Source organism: Clostridium tanneri (assembly GCF_033659955.1).
Classification (GTDB): domain Bacteria; phylum Bacillota; class Clostridia; order Clostridiales; family Clostridiaceae; genus Clostridium_AM; species Clostridium_AM tanneri.
Map to the genome: position 1 here is coordinate 12,840 of NZ_JARUJP010000016.1, position 15,987 is coordinate 28,826.

The window sequence follows — 15,987 nt, forward strand, 5'->3', positions numbered from 1 at the left end:
ATTTCTCCGAGGTTTAAATATCAAGTCAAAACTGCAGTTTTACAACAAGGTATGACTTCAAATATGTTTTATTTTCTTAATAGATCTCTATTTAACTTTTCTGCTTCCGATACAATATGTTCTGTAGTATAAGTCAGCTCCTCCACTGAGGCACTTGTCTCCTTTGCAGCAGCAAGTACATTTTCAATATTAGTGCTTACTCCATTTATAGAAGTTCCTAGGATGTCTATCAGTGAAACAATACTATCTAGAGCTGACTGTACTTTTTCATTATTTTCAGTAGCCATTGACACTGTATCCTTCGTTTTTTCTGCAAGGCTTCTTACCTCAGAAGCTACTACTGCAAATCCCCGGCCGGCCTCTCCAGCTCTGGCAGCTTCAATACCAGCATTAAGGGACAATAAATTTGTTTGAGAAGCAATTCCCATTATAACCTCTGACATCTGTAAATAACCATGGAAGCTAAGTCTTAAATTACCTACCTCATCTACCGCATCCTTTGAGGCTTTGTCTATAAATTTCATTTTCTCCGTTACATTTGTCATATCCTGAGCTGTGTTATCAGTAATTGTGGTTAGTTCATTTAGAGCATTGTATATAGAAGATATATTGTTATTTAACTTGTCCAAAAATTCTTGTTGAAGTACTGAAACCTCCTGAGTTTTAGATAGTAAGGTTTCAACCTTCTTATGCTCTTCAATGGTTTTTTCATGCTCTTCAAGAACTTTCTTTCTATTATATTCAAGACAATTTTCCACCACATTGTTTCCCTGTGCAATTGCAACGGCCATAGATCTGCAATTCTTATATCCGCAAGCGGAGCAGTCAATAGTTCTTTCCTCCTCAGTAAACTTAAGAAGGCTCCTAAAACTATTGTTTATTTCCTCCTCAGATAACCTGGCTTTTGAGGATCTGTCACTGTAAGTCACTTGGAAGTCAGCCATTTTCAACATTCTATTAAAGCTTTTAACCATATCCATTAGTAAGGATTTCTTGAAAACACTCTTTTTTCTGGAGTGTATTTCTTGAGTTTTCTTTAACAGCAAAGCATCCATTTCATCTATTGTGAAGGTCTTCTCAGTGGCAGTGCCCATTGCATATCCCTCTGAACAATTTAGTATATCAACTAGCAGTGGTAAATTATAAGGTCTCTTATGTAACTCATTTAGATATTCCTGTACCAGATGAGGACCTTCTATCCTCTTAATATGAAAACCTTTTCCAAAAACCTGCTCAACAGATTCTTTTAGTCCTCCTGGAGTAGGATACCAAAATCCAACTAAACTTTCTGGTGAGTCAAAATCAGCTTCCTCTGAGGAGCCTCCTTCTGCATTATAAATAGTCATTAGATTTTTAAAGGTTACATTGTAGTCAATAGCACCATGTCTCTGAAACTCATCAACCTTTCCAATACAAGGTGAAATAGCAGCAATCTTCCCTTTAAAATTATCATATTTCTTTAGATAAACCGCTGCACAGTGCATTGGAGAACCTATTGGGCTTAAATAAGGTATTAAGTTTGGATAGTATCTTTCTATGCTGTTTACTATTACTGGACAGGGCTGAGCAATAACTGACTTTAGTCCCTTCTCCTTAATAGCATTAATGTACAGTACAGTAGTAATATCAGCGCCAAAGCTTACGTCATATATAAGCTTTACACCCTTCTTTTTTAGCCAAGCCAAAACCTTTTTATATTCCTTAGGATAATTTAACATAAATGCCGGCGCTATAATTACAGATATTTCTTGCCCTTTTTTTAACGCTTCAGTAAAGCTGTTAGTATCATCTAGATACACTCTAGCATTATGTGGACATTGCTTTATACATTCCCCGCAGGAAACACAATTTTCCTGATTAACATTAATTTTTAACTTCCCCTCTTTATTTATTACTTTATTTGCAAGAAATTGAGGACAGGAACGAATACACTTATTGCATCCTTCACATCTATCCTCCAAAGAAACTATTAACTTTTCCCTCAACATATACTTTCCTCCCTATTGAAGTACATATCCTAAAGTTAAATGAAGTTAAGACTTGAATCAGGTGGGGCTTCAACCCCATCTGATTCTTAGTCGAACGAATCCAGGGACGTAGCCGCTCTTTACTCTCTCTTGGAGAAGAGAGTATTAGAGCGGGTAGTCATCGGATGAATATTTTATAAATCTCCTACAGTATATATTCTATGAACTTACTGCAAATCCTTTTATTAGACAACTACTCTTGTGAGAGTAAAGTTTTACTTATAACGGATGTCACATTGTGGTAAGATATATATGGTACATTGTATTTAATCATAATTTTCAAATGAGGTGTGATAATGGTTTCAGATTTATTGATAAAAAAATTTGTAAAAAACTACTCTGATGTTAAAAACAAAAAAGTTAGAGAAAGATATGGATACCTTGGTGGTATAATAGGAATCTTAGCAAATATACTTCTCTTTGGAATTAAATTTACTGTAGGAACACTTGTAAATAGTATTGCTGTAACTGCTGATGCCTTTAATAATCTCTCTGATGTAGGCTCTTCCCTGGTAACTATCTTTGGCTTTAAGCTCTCTAATAAGCCTGCAGATAAGGAACATCCTTTTGGACATGGCAGGATAGAATATATTTCTGGATTAATAGTGGCATTTTTAGTATTGTTAATAGGTTTTGAATTTATTAAAAGCTCCTTTGAGAGAATAAAAAATCCTACTCCAGTAGAGTTCTCTGTAATTCCCTTTGTTCTGCTATTAGTTTCTATATTATTAAAAATATGGCTTAGCAGATTCTATAAGAATATAGGTAATAAAATAAATTCCTCTGCCCTTAAAGCTTCAGGAGTAGATGCACTTAGTGATGTAGTTTCTTCTGGAGTGGTGGTGCTCTCCCTTTTTATTTCTAGATTTACTTCACTGCCTATAGACGGATACATAGGCATGGTTGTTTCCGCTGTTATTCTTTACGCTGGATATAACTTAATAAAGGATACACTAGACCCACTTCTTGGTGCTGCTCCAGATAAGGAACTGGTAGAAGATATTCAAAGAATGATTTTAGATTATGACCACATAGATGGAGCCCATGATTTGCTAGTTCATAACTATGGGCCTGGAAGAATTATTGCTTCCATTCACGCAGAGGTACCTTCAAATATATCAGTAGTTAAAATTCATGAGATTATAGACAGAGCAGAGAAAGAAATATCCGCTGCTCTAGACATATACTTGGTAATACACATGGACCCTGTTACCACTGATGATGAGGAAATATTGGCTGCCAGAGAAGAACTTACAGACGCTTTAAAGGCTATTCCTATAGTAAAATCCTTTCATGATTTTAGAGTTGTAGGAGAAGGGGAAAAGAAAAACTTAATTTTTGACGTAGTAATCGATGCGGATCATACACTCACTAAAGCTGAAGAACTTGATCTACAGAAAAATATAAATGTTCAACTGAAGAAATTTCATCCTGAGCATAATGCAATTATAACTGTAGATAAGGATTATTTAGGAGTGTAGATAATTTCTTAAAATTAAAGAACTCTTATCACTATAGGTTAATGGTGATAAGAGTTCTTTAATTATTATATATCTAGTCATCAGATAAGTGTATTTTATTATTTAGCCCTACCACCTTCAAAGGACCAAGTAAAAACATTTTGGATAATATTGCTGCCATCTCCTCTGGAGATTCTTCCATACCATTTTCAAGCCACTGTTGAAGTACACCTAAATGGGCTGAAATTATGTATGACACAAAATAGTTTTTTGGAATTAACATATTTTCCGGGTTAAAAGTTTTAATCAGCTTCTTTTCAAATATAGTAGTCTCCATAAACTTCTTAATCTTTGCTTGAAACTTAGAATCCCCTTTTGGACCTAAAATCCCCTTCATCAACATTGAATTTTCCTTAAAGTATTCAAATATTTTTATTACAAAGGGCATAGGTTCTCTTATAGCATCTATGTTCATAAAATCTGTAGAATCGATGATCTTTATTTTCTCATAAAGTTCTTGCATTACTTCATTTTCCACCTGTTCTAGCAAATCATACTTGTCCATATAGTGAAGATAAAAGGTTCCCCTATTTATATTAGCTCTTGTAGTTAAATCAGTAATTGATATGTCATTAAAGCCTTTTTCCTGAATTAACTCTGACAAAGCCTTTCTTATCATCTCTTTTGTTCGTATAGTCCGTCTATCATTGGACGATTTTGACATTTTCCTTCTCCTTCTATGCAGGTATTTTTAGTAAGCAGTCTTGTGTATATTACAATGTACATTATAATATACACAAAGAAGATTAATCAACATAATGTCTTTTAATTTTTCTCTCTATGTAACTTAAAATAGAGAATAAGAAGAATAGAGTATACCATTAAATATATAGGAAAAGAAAATTCTATCTTATATCCATTTTTATAATGAAATACCCCTAACCTATGTCCTATCCATTCAACTCCTATAGACATTATTGCTAAAGCTAAAACATACAAGGTTACATATTGTTTTTTTAATTTAAATTTATCAAAAAAATAAGCAATAAGATAACTAAAGGAGCCATATGAGGTGTAAAGTAAAAAATCAATTATTTCATATTTTGAATTATTATTATCATCATAGTAGTCTAAAGTAGGACCACCTAATATAAAATCAAAGGTAACACCAGCTACAGCTATTCCATATAAGATGAATATTATTGATATAAATAAGGGAAATCGTTTAGGCAGCAGAAAAACTAAAATATAAAATGCTAATAATGCTATTACAAACCATTCATTTTTATTAAACATATTAGTGTCATAAGTAATCATTTATACATTGCACCTCTTTTTTCAAGGGTACCTAATCCTTTATTAAGCACTAGAGATATTAAAATATAAAAAGAATTTAGAAGTATAGAGAAGAGGTAGCTCCATTTTGCATAGGTATAGAGCCTTAATTCTATATTAATAGCTTCTAATATTGCAGTTAGTGCTATTAGTAAAATTGTCAATACTGCCTTTTTTAAATGTGTATCTGCTGTATTAAACTTATCAATAAAGATTATTATCAGAAAGGGGGTTATTGCACATACATATAAACAAAGTGCCAAGAATTTAATTTTATCTTCAGTCAGCTTAATTAATTCCATATTTAGACTAATACTGAAAATTATGTTTACCTCCACAATAACCAGTATCATACAAATTATTATACCTTTTATTACCTCGTGTTTTTCTGTACCTGTTATATAGTAAGTGATAACTAACCAGGAAACTGTAATATATAATACTAGAACCATAGGATACCTCTCAAGTTTATCTAGAAAATTTTGTTATAGCTATAGTATTACTCAACAGTGAAAAAATATGTAAAAAATAACACCACTATCTGCATCTTGATAAATCAATTTTACTTCCTTTATAATTACTAAAACATCTATGTCACTCTCAAGACTAACATTGTAAGTAAGACAACTTCCAAATAACCATACCTCCTTAACACACTGTGGTAATTCCTTGCTATTTTCCAGTAATATTGATTGGTGCTTTAAGATTAAATTACAAATAACTGCCCCCTCATCTCACACCCTTTAAGGGTGGGATGAGAGGGCAATTTATGATATAATAAACATACTTCTTTTTAATCACTCAAGAATACCACGCTTTGAAGTCTGTACTTTTTTAGGAAACTGCCTTTCCTAAGTTCTCTACCTTTCCTGCAATCCAATTCCTTCCCTCAACAAATCTTGCTACCATCATAGCACATACAGTATTTCCTGTAGAGTTAAGCAGCGTTGCAGGTGCATCAATAATTGTACTTATAACTGCTATTATTGGTAAAACTTCTGGTGGGAAGCCATAGACACTTATAATAAGCATCTCTCCAATCATTCCGCCTCCTGGAATAGCTCCCATTACAGCACCTACTAAGTAAGATACGCATATTATTCCAACTATCGCTTTAACGCTGGTCATATCTTTCCCGAAAAGCCCCATCAAGAAGACAATTTTTAAAACTCCTCCTATTACAGAACCATCCTTATGAGTATTAGCCCCAAGAGGAACTACCGTTTCTGCAATGTCATCCGTTACTCCCATCTTCTTTGCATACTCTAGGTTAACTGGTATACATGCGGCACTGGAACAGGTAGCCAGAGCGGTTATAGATGGAGCTATGGCATTTTTCCAGAAGGAGAAAAGACCTGGTTTTCCTCCAGCTATGAAGGCATATAAGGTGAACATACCAAAATAATAGATTATTGCAAGTACTACATATAGGATAAATGCTCTAAGGTATCCTTGAAGTATTTGTGAGCCAAGTTGTCCTATTACTGTAGCAAAATAGCAGCCAAGTCCTATTGGAGCATAATACATTATTATTTTTACTACATTCATTACCACTGTTGTACCAGATTCTAAAAGTTTAGCAATAGGTTTTCCCTTTTCTCCAGAAAGCACTGTTCCAATTCCAAAAATTATTGAAAATACTATTAACTGAAGCATATTTTTTCTCGAGAACAATGACACAAAATCAGAAACAGTAAAGGTGTTTACCAGCTGCTGAAGCAGCCCTGTTTGTTCTGATTTTTGAGCAGTCTCCGCTGTATCTGCTATGACCTTTTGAATAATTCCTGGGTCTACCCCTTTAGTTGGATTTGCAATTAATGCTCCAGTAACTCCAATTATCGCCGCTGCAAAGGCAGTACAGGTAAAGACTAGTACAATCCCAAGCATTATTTTCCCCAATCTTTTCATACTTCCCATATTTGCTATGGCAGAAGCAACGCTAAAAAATACTAGGGGCACAATTACAGTAAACATTAAGTTTAAGAATAGATCACCAAAAGGCTGAAGTACCGATGCCTTTGGACCCATAACCATTCCTACAATTCCTCCGATAATAATTGAACCAAGCAATATTATAGAGGACTTATATCCCTTTAAAAATTTCAATACATCCACTCCCTTTCATAAATAACTATTAGTCCTTATGGATAGAATATTATACCATGTATTCTAATATATATTATACACATAGTTTTTACTATTTTCCTAGCTAAAACTGCTTCAAATATTGCAAAAAGTGCTATAATATATCTATACTGTGTGTAAAGGAGATAATTGTGGAGAAGGAAGAAGCTATATTAAAAGTAAAAAGAGGCTATCTTAATGGTGATTTTCAGTATTTTCACCTAGCAGATAGAAAGAGTCTGGAGTTTGAATCCCATTATCATGAGTTTAATAAAATAATAATCTTTATATCCGGTGATGTAACCTATTTAATAGAAGGAAAGGCATATAAGCTGAAGCCTTGGGACTTGCTTTTCGTAGGCAGCAATGACGTTCATAGACCTATAATAAGCGCTGATGAACCTTATGAAAGAATAATTATCTGGGTAAATTCTAGGTTTTTAGAACTGCATAATGTAGAAGGCAGCAATTTACTAACCTGTTTTAGTTTTTCCTCACGAAAAAAAATAAACTTACTTACCCTTATGCCAGAGAATGTTAACAGTATTAAGGCTACTTTAGCTTCTCTTGAAGAGGCTGTTAATGATAACTCCTTTGGAAGCGCTATTCTTAAAAACTCTCTGTTCCTTCAATTTATTGTTTATATCAACAGGCTTTATCTTGCAGTGAAAACTAATAAAGAAGAAAGTGATGTTGAATATGATAAGCGGATTTCAAGTATATTGGAGTATATTAATAAAAACCTCGGTGATGACCTGTCTGTAGAGAATATTGCCTCTAAATTTTACATGAGTAAGTACTATCTCATGCATAAATTTAAAACTCAAACAGGCTATACCTTGCATAACTATATACAGCAAAAGAGACTAATGCTTTCAGCATCGCTAATAAAAAAAGGGAAGCAAATAACAGAGGTGTCCCTGGAATGTGGTTTTAAGGACTACTCAAGCTTTGTAAGAGCTTTTAAAAAGACCTTTGATCTCTCCCCTAAACAATATTACAAGACAATGCTAGAGATGGAAAACTCTTATGATATGAAAAAGCATAGATAATAATATTTTCCATCCCTTTAATTCCTTATTCTCTAGGATCTGCTACTACTAATACATCTACATACTTAGTTCCCCTCATAATTTTTCTTACAATAGATCCTCTCAATATTTCATGCCACCTGGTTCTCGCAGACTGGCCAATTATAACTTGTGTTATTCCATTTTCTTTAGCAAATTTAATTATGGGAACAGCAGCATCCTTAGAGGTGGCAACCTGAAACTTTGCATCTAGTTTTGAACAAAGCTGAGTTAAATCATCAAGTTTTCTTAATTTACTTTTATCCTCTGAAATATTTTCCCTTCTCACATGAAGTACGTAAAGGGGAGCTTTTAGCATTTTTGAAATTCTGTAACCCCTTCTTATAAGATACTCTGCATTAAAGTTAACATTAACACATACAAGTATTTTTTCTTGTGCTCCAACAAGACCTTCAACATGTTTTTCCTTCTTGTACTCCATAAGGTGTTCATCTACTTCATTTGCAACTTCTCTAAGGGTAAGTTCTCTCAAGGCAGTTAAATTTCCCACTCTAAAAAAATTATTAAGAGCAGTTTCTATTTTATCTTTGCTGTAAATCTTTCCACTTTTTAGTCTATCTCTTAGGGCATCTATAGATATATCAATTACCTCTACCTCATCAGCAATCTCTAACATAGAATCGGGAATAGTTTCTCTAACCTTTACACCAGTCATTCTATTTACATAATCATTTAAGCTTTCAAGATGCTGTATGTTAACTGCAGTCATAACACTAATACCACTGTTTATAAGCTCTAAAACATCTTGATAGCGTTTTTTATTTTTAGAGGTAGGTACATTAGTATGGGCTAACTCATCTACAATAACCACCTGAGGCTTTCTTTTTGTTATCCCATCTAAATCCAATTCTTTAAGAACTACACCTTTATAGTGTATTTCCTTCAGTGGAATAAGCTCAAGATCTTTAATCTGCTCAGCAGTACCTTTTCTGCCATAGGTTTCAACTAGTCCAACAACAACATCAATATTTGTTTCTCTCATTTCGTGGGCATCTCTGAGCATTTCACAGGTTTTACCTACCCCAGGAGCAGCTCCAATATATAACTTAAGTCTGCCTTTGTTTGCGTTTTCAATTTCCTTCAAAAATTGGTCTGGAGATTTTTTAGACATAAACTACACCTCAAATTTTATATAATTAACTCTACGGCTAGTACTATTTAAACTGCCTGCTGATATTATAGAATCTTTCCGCCTCTTTTAAATCCCCTCTAAGCTCATATATCCTAGCTAAAAGTTCATATACTTCGCCATTGTTTACATTAGTGGATAAAGCCTTTTTCAATATATTAAAAGTTTCCTGAAGTTCTCCTATTTTTAATAGTTCTTTAGCTTTTTTAATGTATTTATCTGTAGAAATCGCATCACTTTCCAGCTGTGGCTCTACTTCATTAAGTACATGTCTTACCTTTTCTGCAGTAAAGGGCTTTTGAAGATATGCAATAGCTCCCAGTTTAGTACATTCCACCGCATTTTTAACTGTTCCAAAGGCTGTCATTACTATAACGGGAGTCTCTATTCCTATAGCCCTTATCCGTCTTAATACTTCTGTACCGCTTATCTCAGGCATTTTTATATCTAAAAAAATTAAATCTACTCCCTCATTTTTTAATAAATCTAAAGCTTCTGTCCCATTACTTGCTGTTAAAACCTCATAACCAGTAAACTCCAGACAAGTAGTAAGCAATAGCTTTATATTTTTTGTATCATCTACAACAAGAACCTTCTTCATAATAACCTCCTGTTATGCTAAACTTATTCATACAATTGAATGGTAAAAGTAAAAGTACTGCCTTCTCCAAAGGTGCTTTCACACCATATTTCACCACCTTGAGCCTCTACTATTTCTTTGGCTATAGCAAGACCTAAGCCAGTACCCCTGTCTTCTTTACCCTTAACTTGAACAAACTTTTCAAAAATCTTTTCTACATAGTTTTCAGGTATTCCTTCTCCGGTATCTTTAACAGATACACACATCTTGTTTTGCTTAATAAAAGAACTAATTATTATTTTATCTCCTCTATGAGTAAACTTTAAGGCATTTGATATTAAATTATTTAAAACCCAAGTTGTTTTTTCGAAATCTACTTTAACCTTTGAGACATAATCAATTGAATTATAATGTAAGCTTATATTCCTATCATATGCCTGGTTAACAAATCCTTTAATACTATTTTCAATAATAACTTCTATAGAGTAAGCTTCTAGTTTAAATATAGATTTACTAGATTCTAACTTAGAAAGATGAAGCAGGTTATTAACTAACTTTAATAGTTTTTCACTTTCTTCATTTATAGTAGATATTATCTCTTTTTGCTTTTTATTCACATTTCCAGCAATTTCGTCACAAATTAAACTTGCTCCCATCATTATAGAAGTAAGGGGAGTCTTAAACTCATGTGAAATTGTGGCTATAAAATCACCTTTAAGCTTTTCAATTTCCTTAAGTTCAGTTACATTTTGAAAGAGAACTACTAAGCCGTATCTTTTATTGTCAACTTCCATAAGCTTAGTAACCAATACATTATAGTAATAATCTTTGTGATTATAGCTAAAATAAAATATTTTCTGTTGTACTTCCTTTTCATCTGAGTTATATGTATTTTTTATATAATCATACAATTCACCATTTCTCACTACTTCAAGAAAATACTTATTTAATATATTCTCTTCACTAAGGTTAAATAGCTGTTCGAAAGCATCATTTATCAGAACTATTTTATAGTCTGTGTCCATAACAAGTATGGGGTCTGAAATGCTTTTTACAATGGCTAAAGATTTATTTTTCTCCGCCAAAAGCTTGCCTAAGGTACTCTGCTCAAATTGAAGAAGTCTCTTAGTCATATCATTAAATTCCTTAGATAATTCTCCAACCTCATCCTCGCTTACTATTTCTGTTTGTTTGTCTAATTCCCCTTCTTTAAGTGCTCTCATATTATCTCTTAGTGCATATAGTGGACTTAAAAATTTGTTTAGTGATAACCAAGCAACAGCAAAGCCTAATAAAACAAAAAGAACTAACAGAATTGAAATAATATACATAGACTGCTCCGAGTCTTTTATTACTCGCTCCTTGCTGTTAAACATCGCCTCTTCGTTAAGATTTGATACACCTCTAATAAGCTTTTTTAATTCACTGTACTGTGGATACATTTTATTATTGTAAAAATTTATGGTCTCATCAGTATTATTCTTTACTGCCCTCTCTTGAAGCTGAGAAAATAAAGCCAAGTATTGTACATAAGAATTTTCTATTTCCCGAACAAGCTGTTTTTCACCAACTTCTGTAAGGTTTGATTTCTCCACATGATACCACCTGTAAAAGTTATTGCTATGGTTATAAAAGTTGGCTATACCTTGATTTTTATTAATATTCATATAAGTCAAAGCGGCAGAATTCTGACCTTCTAATGCCTCAAGCATATAACTAGCTGCATCTATGCTTTTATAATTATCTGTCATTAACCCTTGGATACTTCTCTCTAAGGAATAGATATTGGCTATTGAGGCTATTCCTACTACTGCAATTGTAAATACTAAAAATAAATAAACAATTAAAAATTTGCCTTTTAAGGTCTTAATCATAGATATGCTCCCTCTTATAAACCTTTATTTAATATAGACTAGTATAAATTTTACAACTCTAAAAGTCAATTTACATATAAAAACTATATCTAAAATAAAGAAAACTTGATTCTTCATAGGAAAGAAGAAGTTAGTTTAACTACATCAGCTCTTATAAGGCGAATAGCCTTAAGGAAGCACAGGTTTTACTTTTCGAATTGTAGGAGGGCATAGGTGTATAATCTTAGTGTGTTATAGATACAGAATCATTAAGCTTGTATTTAATAATATAAATATTAATTTTTAGGAGGGATAATATGAAGGATATAATTTTTGCAGGAATATTACTCCTATGCTTTGTAGCAGCTTTTTTATTTACTAATTGGTGTGACAAACAAATATCTAGTAAAGAAGATAGTTAACATTGGTAAATTAAGTGTTACTCTAACCTATAATTAATACAGGTAGGGATAACTCTTTAGTTATCCAGTGTTACTACTGAAAGGAGAAGGTATATGATAATTTTAATTATAGTATCAGTTTTACTGTTTATTTATCTAGGCTATGCCCTTGTTAACCCAGAAAAATTTTAGGAAGGTGGAAGCATAAATGGACATTTTACAAATTGTAATATCCTTAGGGCTGTTTATTTTAATTGCTATTCCTTTAGGAAAATACTTATATAAAGTTTCTGTAAAGAAAAAAACGTTGTTAGATTCTGTTCTAAATCCTGTGGACAAGTTAATATACAAAATTACAGGTATAAAAGAGGAAGAGATGAACTGGAAAACCTATCTTTTATCTTTATTAGTTACAAATGCAGTAATGACACTTATAGTATATTTAATTTTTAGACTTCAAGGTATGGGACTTTTTAACCCAAATAGCATAAAGCCTATGGAACAATCCCTATCCTTTAACACAGCTATAAGTTTTATAACCAACACAAACCTCCAGCACTACTCTGGAGAATCTGGACTTTCTTATTTAAGTCAAATGGCTGCTATTACTTATTTAATGTTTACCTCAGCAGGTACTGGTTATTCAGCAGCAGTAGCTTTTATAAGAGGTTTATCAGGAAAGAAAAGCTTTGGGAACTTTTTTGTAGACTTAGTAAGAATTCATACAAGAGTGCTTCTTCCACTTTCAGTAATAGTTACTTTATTATTGGTATGGCAAGGAACACCACAAACTCTATCTTCTAATCTTACAGTTAATACTATAGAAGGAAAACTTCAAAATATACCCTTAGGTCCTGTAGCTTCCTTAGAAGCAATTAAGCATATAGGTACAAACGGAGGGGGATTTTTTGGGGCAAATGCAACACATCCCTTTGAGAACCCAACACCTCTTAGTAATTTAATTAACATGTTATCTATGATGATACTGCCTGGAGCTTTAGTGCTTGCATTAGGTCACATGCTAAAAAATAAAAAACAAGCCTATGCTATATTTGCGGCTATGTCTGTTTTATTTATAACTTCTCTTACCCTATGTTATATGTCAGAAAAAGCAGGCAATCCTATACTTGGAAAGCTTGGCTTGAGCCAATTAATGGGAAACATGGAGGGTAAGGAGGTAAGGTTTGGTATAGCTGGATCTTCCTTGTTTACAACTGTTACTACAGCTTTTACTACGGGAGCAGTGAACAATATGCACGATACTTTAACTCCACTTGGCGGCTTAGTTCCACTATGGCAAATGATGCTTAATGTTGTCTTTGGTGGTAAAGGTGTAGGCCTTATGAATATGCTTATGTACATCATATTGACAGTATTTCTATGCGGGCTTATGGTTGGAAGAACTCCAGAATTTCTCCAAAAAAAAATAGAAGGTAAAGAAATGAAGCTGATTGCTATAGCTATTCTTGTACACCCAGTAATAATTTTGATACCTTCTGCTATTGCTCTAATAACTCAAGGCGGCATGGCGGGAATAACAAATCCCAGCTTCCATGGTTTAAGCCAAGTGCTATATGAATTTGCTTCCTCTGCCGCTAACAACGGCTCAGGCTTCGAGGGCTTAGCAGATAACACAATCTTTTGGAATACTGCTACTGGACTTGTAATGTTCTTTGGAAGATATATGAGTATAATACTTCTACTTGCAGTAGCAGCCTCTTTAGCAGAAAAGAATCCAGTTCCAGTTACAGATTCAACCTTTAGAACAGATAACTCCATGTTTGTTGTTATGCTTATTTCTATAATTATTATCGTGGCAGCTTTAACCTTTTTCCCAGCCTTATCATTAGGGCCTATAGCAGAACACTTAACTCTTTGGAGATAGTGAGGAGAGATTATATATGAATAAAAAAGATAAAAATAAATTTATGTCTAAAGAAATTGTTACTAAAGCAATAACGGATGCTTTTGTTAAGCTAAACCCAGCCTACATGATTAAAAGTCCTGTTATGTTTATAGTAGAGCTTGGAGCAGCAATTACCCTGATTTTAACTATCTTCCCAAATATATTTGGAGATAAAGGTGAAAATTTAAGACTCTATAATGCTTTAGTATTTATAATACTTCTTATTACCGTGTTCTTTGCAAACTTTGCAGAATCAATTGCTGAAGGCAGAGGAAAGGCACAAGCGGACAGCTTAAAGAAAACCCGTAAGGATACTAATGCAAAGCTTCTTGGTTCAAACAACAGTATAAAAATTGTCAGTTCAAATGAAGTAAAAAAAGATGACATTGTATTAGTAGAAGCTGGAGATATCATACCAAACGATGGTGAAGTTATCGAAGGCATAGCTACTGTAGATGAGTCTGCCATAACAGGGGAATCTGCTCCAGTGGTTAAGGAAGCAGGCGGTGATTTCAGCTCTATCACAGGTGGAACGAAGGTAGTAAGTGACTTCCTAAAAATTAGGATAACTGCAACTCCAGGAGAGTCTTTTCTAGATAAAATGATATCCTTAGTTGAGGGAGCTTCAAGACAGAAGACTCCAAATGAAATTGCTTTAAATACCATATTGGTCAGTTTAACTATAATATTCTTAGTTGTTATTGTTTCATTACTTCCTATGGCTAACTATTCAGGAGTAATTATTAATGCAGCAACACTAATAGCTCTGTTAGTGTGTCTTATTCCTACTACTATAGGGGGACTGCTTTCTGCAATAGGTATAGCAGGTATGGACAGAGTTACTCGTTTTAATGTTATTGCCATGTCTGGTAAAGCTGTAGAAGCCTGCGGAGATGTAAGTACTATGATACTAGATAAAACAGGTACAATAACTTTTGGTAACAGAATGGCTGCTGATTTTTATCCCGTTGATAATATTTCTAAGAATGAGTTAACCAAATTTGCTCTTATATCTTCAATTAAAGATGAAACTCCTGAAGGAAGATCTATAGTAGAACTTGCTAATAAGCTTGCAATTTCAGTTAACACTAAAGAATATGAAGGCTGTGACTTTATAGAATTTACAGCACAAACAAGAAAAAGCGGCTTAGACCTAAAGAACGGCACACACATTAGAAAAGGTGCTGCAGATAGTATTAAAGACTTTGTTAAAGAACTGGGAGGTATAATACCTGAAGATCTTGATAAGATAACTGAAAAAATATCAAAGCTGGGTGGTACTCCTCTTGTAGTATCTGTAGATAAAAATATTCTAGGAGTTATATACCTAAAAGATACAGTAAAGCCTGGTCTTATAGAAAGGTTCGATAGACTTAGAGAGATGGGCATAAAAACTATAATGTGTACAGGAGACAACCCTTTGACTGCTGCAACTATTGCAAAGGAAGCGGGAGTAGATGAGTTTGTTGCAGAGTGCAAGCCAGAGGATAAAATAGCGGTTATTAAAAAAGAACAGAGAGAAGGAAAGCTTGTTGCCATGACAGGAGATGGTACAAATGACGCCCCTGCCCTTGCACAAGCTGACGTTGGTCTTGCTATGAACAGCGGAACCGTTGCAGCAAAGGAAGCTGCTAATATGGTGGATTTGGATTCTGACCCAACAAAAATACTTGAAGTTGTAGAAATAGGAAAACAGCTTTTAATAACAAGAGGTGCACTTACAACCTTTAGTATAGCAAACGATGTTGCCAAATACTTTGCTATTATTCCAGCTATGTTTGCTGCTGCTATACCACAGATGAATCTTTTAAATATTATGAGGCTTCAAAGTTCACGAAGTGCTATAATTTCAGCTCTAGTTTTCAATGCTATAATTATACCTCTATTGATACCTATAGCAATGAAGGGGGTAAAATATAAGCCTATGAAGGCATCTATGCTGCTGGCAAGAAATGTGCTGATATTTGGTTTTGGTGGTTTAATTGCTCCTTTTATAGGAATTAAAATAATTGATATTGCTATTACACCACTACTTAAAATATTAAACCTTGCTTAGGGCTGATGAAAAAATAGTTTTGACT

14 protein-coding genes are annotated in these 15,987 nt (G+C 33.6%); 5 read left to right on the forward strand and 9 right to left on the reverse strand.

Annotated elements, in window-relative coordinates; genetic code table 11:
* Positions 1 to 68: 68 nt before the first annotated feature.
* Complete coding sequence (locus tag P8V03_RS13245; protein WP_318798469.1) at positions 69 to 1,988, reverse strand: [Fe-Fe] hydrogenase large subunit C-terminal domain-containing protein; 1,920 nt, start codon at positions 1,986 to 1,988, stop codon at positions 69 to 71.
* 335 nt (positions 1,989 to 2,323) lie between these two features.
* On the opposite strand from P8V03_RS13245, the gene P8V03_RS13250 reads away from it, so the two are divergent.
* The gene (locus tag P8V03_RS13250; RefSeq protein ID WP_318798470.1) at positions 2,324 to 3,508 is read left to right on the forward strand and encodes a cation diffusion facilitator family transporter; all 1,185 of its coding nucleotides are present in this window, start codon (positions 2,324 to 2,326) and stop codon (positions 3,506 to 3,508) included.
* A 73-nt stretch (positions 3,509 to 3,581) separates the two neighbouring features.
* Here P8V03_RS13250 and P8V03_RS13255 read toward each other — a convergent pair whose 3' ends face one another.
* From P8V03_RS13255 to P8V03_RS13270, 5 genes are all read right to left on the reverse strand, one after another.
* Positions 3,582 to 4,211 carry a TetR/AcrR family transcriptional regulator gene (locus P8V03_RS13255; protein WP_261669919.1) on the reverse strand — a complete coding sequence of 210 codons (630 nt, stop codon included), beginning with the start codon at positions 4,209 to 4,211 and terminating at the stop codon, positions 3,582 to 3,584.
* Positions 4,212 to 4,312: 101 nt separating this feature from the next.
* The gene (locus P8V03_RS13260) at positions 4,313 to 4,804 is read right to left on the reverse strand and encodes a hypothetical protein (protein WP_318798471.1); all 492 of its coding nucleotides are present in this window, start codon (positions 4,802 to 4,804) and stop codon (positions 4,313 to 4,315) included.
* The gene (locus tag P8V03_RS13265) at positions 4,801 to 5,274 is read right to left on the reverse strand and encodes a hypothetical protein (protein ID WP_261669917.1); all 474 of its coding nucleotides are present in this window, start codon (positions 5,272 to 5,274) and stop codon (positions 4,801 to 4,803) included. Before P8V03_RS13265 ends, P8V03_RS13260 begins: the two co-directional genes overlap by 4 nt.
* Positions 5,275 to 5,325: 51 nt before the next feature.
* Complete coding sequence (locus P8V03_RS19205; RefSeq protein WP_428978977.1) at positions 5,326 to 5,541, reverse strand: nucleotidyltransferase domain-containing protein; 216 nt, start codon at positions 5,539 to 5,541, stop codon at positions 5,326 to 5,328.
* A gap of 115 nt (positions 5,542 to 5,656) precedes the next feature.
* Positions 5,657 to 6,928 carry a dicarboxylate/amino acid:cation symporter gene (locus tag P8V03_RS13270; protein WP_261669916.1) on the reverse strand — a complete coding sequence of 424 codons (1,272 nt, stop codon included), beginning with the start codon at positions 6,926 to 6,928 and terminating at the stop codon, positions 5,657 to 5,659.
* A 170-nt stretch (positions 6,929 to 7,098) separates the two neighbouring features.
* Between P8V03_RS13270 and P8V03_RS13275 the strand changes: the two genes are divergently transcribed.
* Positions 7,099 to 7,998: an AraC family transcriptional regulator gene (locus tag P8V03_RS13275; protein ID WP_318798472.1), complete on the forward strand. Its 900-nt coding sequence runs from the start codon at positions 7,099 to 7,101 to the stop codon at positions 7,996 to 7,998.
* 25 nt (positions 7,999 to 8,023) lie between these two features.
* Here P8V03_RS13275 and kdpDN read toward each other — a convergent pair whose 3' ends face one another.
* Genes kdpDN through P8V03_RS13290 form a run of 3 tightly spaced genes read right to left on the reverse strand, consistent with a single transcriptional unit; the run spans position 8,024 to position 11,620 of the window.
* Positions 8,024 to 9,148, reverse strand: a complete 1,125-nt coding sequence (gene kdpDN / locus P8V03_RS13280) for a KdpD-like non-kinase potassium sensor (RefSeq protein ID WP_261669914.1) — start codon at positions 9,146 to 9,148, stop codon at positions 8,024 to 8,026.
* Between the two features lie 43 nt (positions 9,149 to 9,191).
* On the reverse strand, positions 9,192 to 9,767 hold the full coding sequence (locus P8V03_RS13285) for a sigma-54-dependent transcriptional regulator (RefSeq protein ID WP_261669913.1): 576 nt from the start codon (positions 9,765 to 9,767) through the stop codon (positions 9,192 to 9,194).
* A 23-nt stretch (positions 9,768 to 9,790) separates the two neighbouring features.
* On the reverse strand, positions 9,791 to 11,620 hold the full coding sequence (locus P8V03_RS13290; RefSeq protein WP_318798474.1) for a HAMP domain-containing sensor histidine kinase: 1,830 nt from the start codon (positions 11,618 to 11,620) through the stop codon (positions 9,791 to 9,793).
* A gap of 494 nt (positions 11,621 to 12,114) precedes the next feature.
* Between P8V03_RS13290 and kdpF the strand changes: the two genes are divergently transcribed.
* The 3 genes from kdpF to kdpB are packed head-to-tail and all read left to right on the forward strand — an operon-like array spanning position 12,115 to position 15,962.
* Positions 12,115 to 12,192 (forward strand): K(+)-transporting ATPase subunit F, encoded by a 78-nt coding sequence (gene kdpF, locus P8V03_RS19210; RefSeq protein ID WP_396125078.1) that lies wholly within the window; start codon positions 12,115 to 12,117, stop codon positions 12,190 to 12,192.
* Positions 12,193 to 12,208: 16 nt separating this feature from the next.
* Positions 12,209 to 13,885: a potassium-transporting ATPase subunit KdpA gene (gene kdpA / locus P8V03_RS13295; RefSeq protein WP_318798475.1), complete on the forward strand. Its 1,677-nt coding sequence runs from the start codon at positions 12,209 to 12,211 to the stop codon at positions 13,883 to 13,885.
* Between the two features lie 16 nt (positions 13,886 to 13,901).
* Positions 13,902 to 15,962 (forward strand): potassium-transporting ATPase subunit KdpB, encoded by a 2,061-nt coding sequence (kdpB, locus tag P8V03_RS13300; RefSeq protein WP_318798476.1) that lies wholly within the window; start codon positions 13,902 to 13,904, stop codon positions 15,960 to 15,962.
* The last annotated feature ends 25 nt before the right edge of the window (positions 15,963 to 15,987 follow it).

Excerpts from the sequence above, each read along its gene's own strand:
- P8V03_RS13290 (WP_318798474.1), bottom strand. The coding sequence starts at position 11,620 with ATGATTAAGACCTTAAAAGGCAAATTTTTAATTGTTTATTTATTTTTA.
- kdpDN (WP_261669914.1), bottom strand. The coding sequence starts at position 9,148 with ATGTCTAAAAAATCTCCAGACCAATTTTTGAAGGAAATTGAAAACGCA.
- kdpA (WP_318798475.1), top strand. The coding sequence starts at position 12,209 with ATGGACATTTTACAAATTGTAATATCCTTAGGGCTGTTTATTTTAATT.
- kdpB (WP_318798476.1), top strand. The coding sequence starts at position 13,902 with ATGAATAAAAAAGATAAAAATAAATTTATGTCTAAAGAAATTGTTACT.
- P8V03_RS13285 (WP_261669913.1), bottom strand. The coding sequence starts at position 9,767 with ATGAAGAAGGTTCTTGTTGTAGATGATACAAAAAATATAAAGCTATTG.
- P8V03_RS13265 (WP_261669917.1), bottom strand. The coding sequence starts at position 5,274 with ATGGTTCTAGTATTATATATTACAGTTTCCTGGTTAGTTATCACTTAC.
- kdpF (WP_396125078.1), top strand. The coding sequence starts at position 12,115 with ATGATAATTTTAATTATAGTATCAGTTTTACTGTTTATTTATCTAGGC.
- P8V03_RS13245 (WP_318798469.1), bottom strand. The coding sequence starts at position 1,988 with ATGTTGAGGGAAAAGTTAATAGTTTCTTTGGAGGATAGATGTGAAGGA.
- P8V03_RS13260 (WP_318798471.1), bottom strand. The coding sequence starts at position 4,804 with ATGATTACTTATGACACTAATATGTTTAATAAAAATGAATGGTTTGTA.
- P8V03_RS13255 (WP_261669919.1), bottom strand. The coding sequence starts at position 4,211 with ATGTCAAAATCGTCCAATGATAGACGGACTATACGAACAAAAGAGATG.
- P8V03_RS13250 (WP_318798470.1), top strand. The coding sequence starts at position 2,324 with ATGGTTTCAGATTTATTGATAAAAAAATTTGTAAAAAACTACTCTGAT.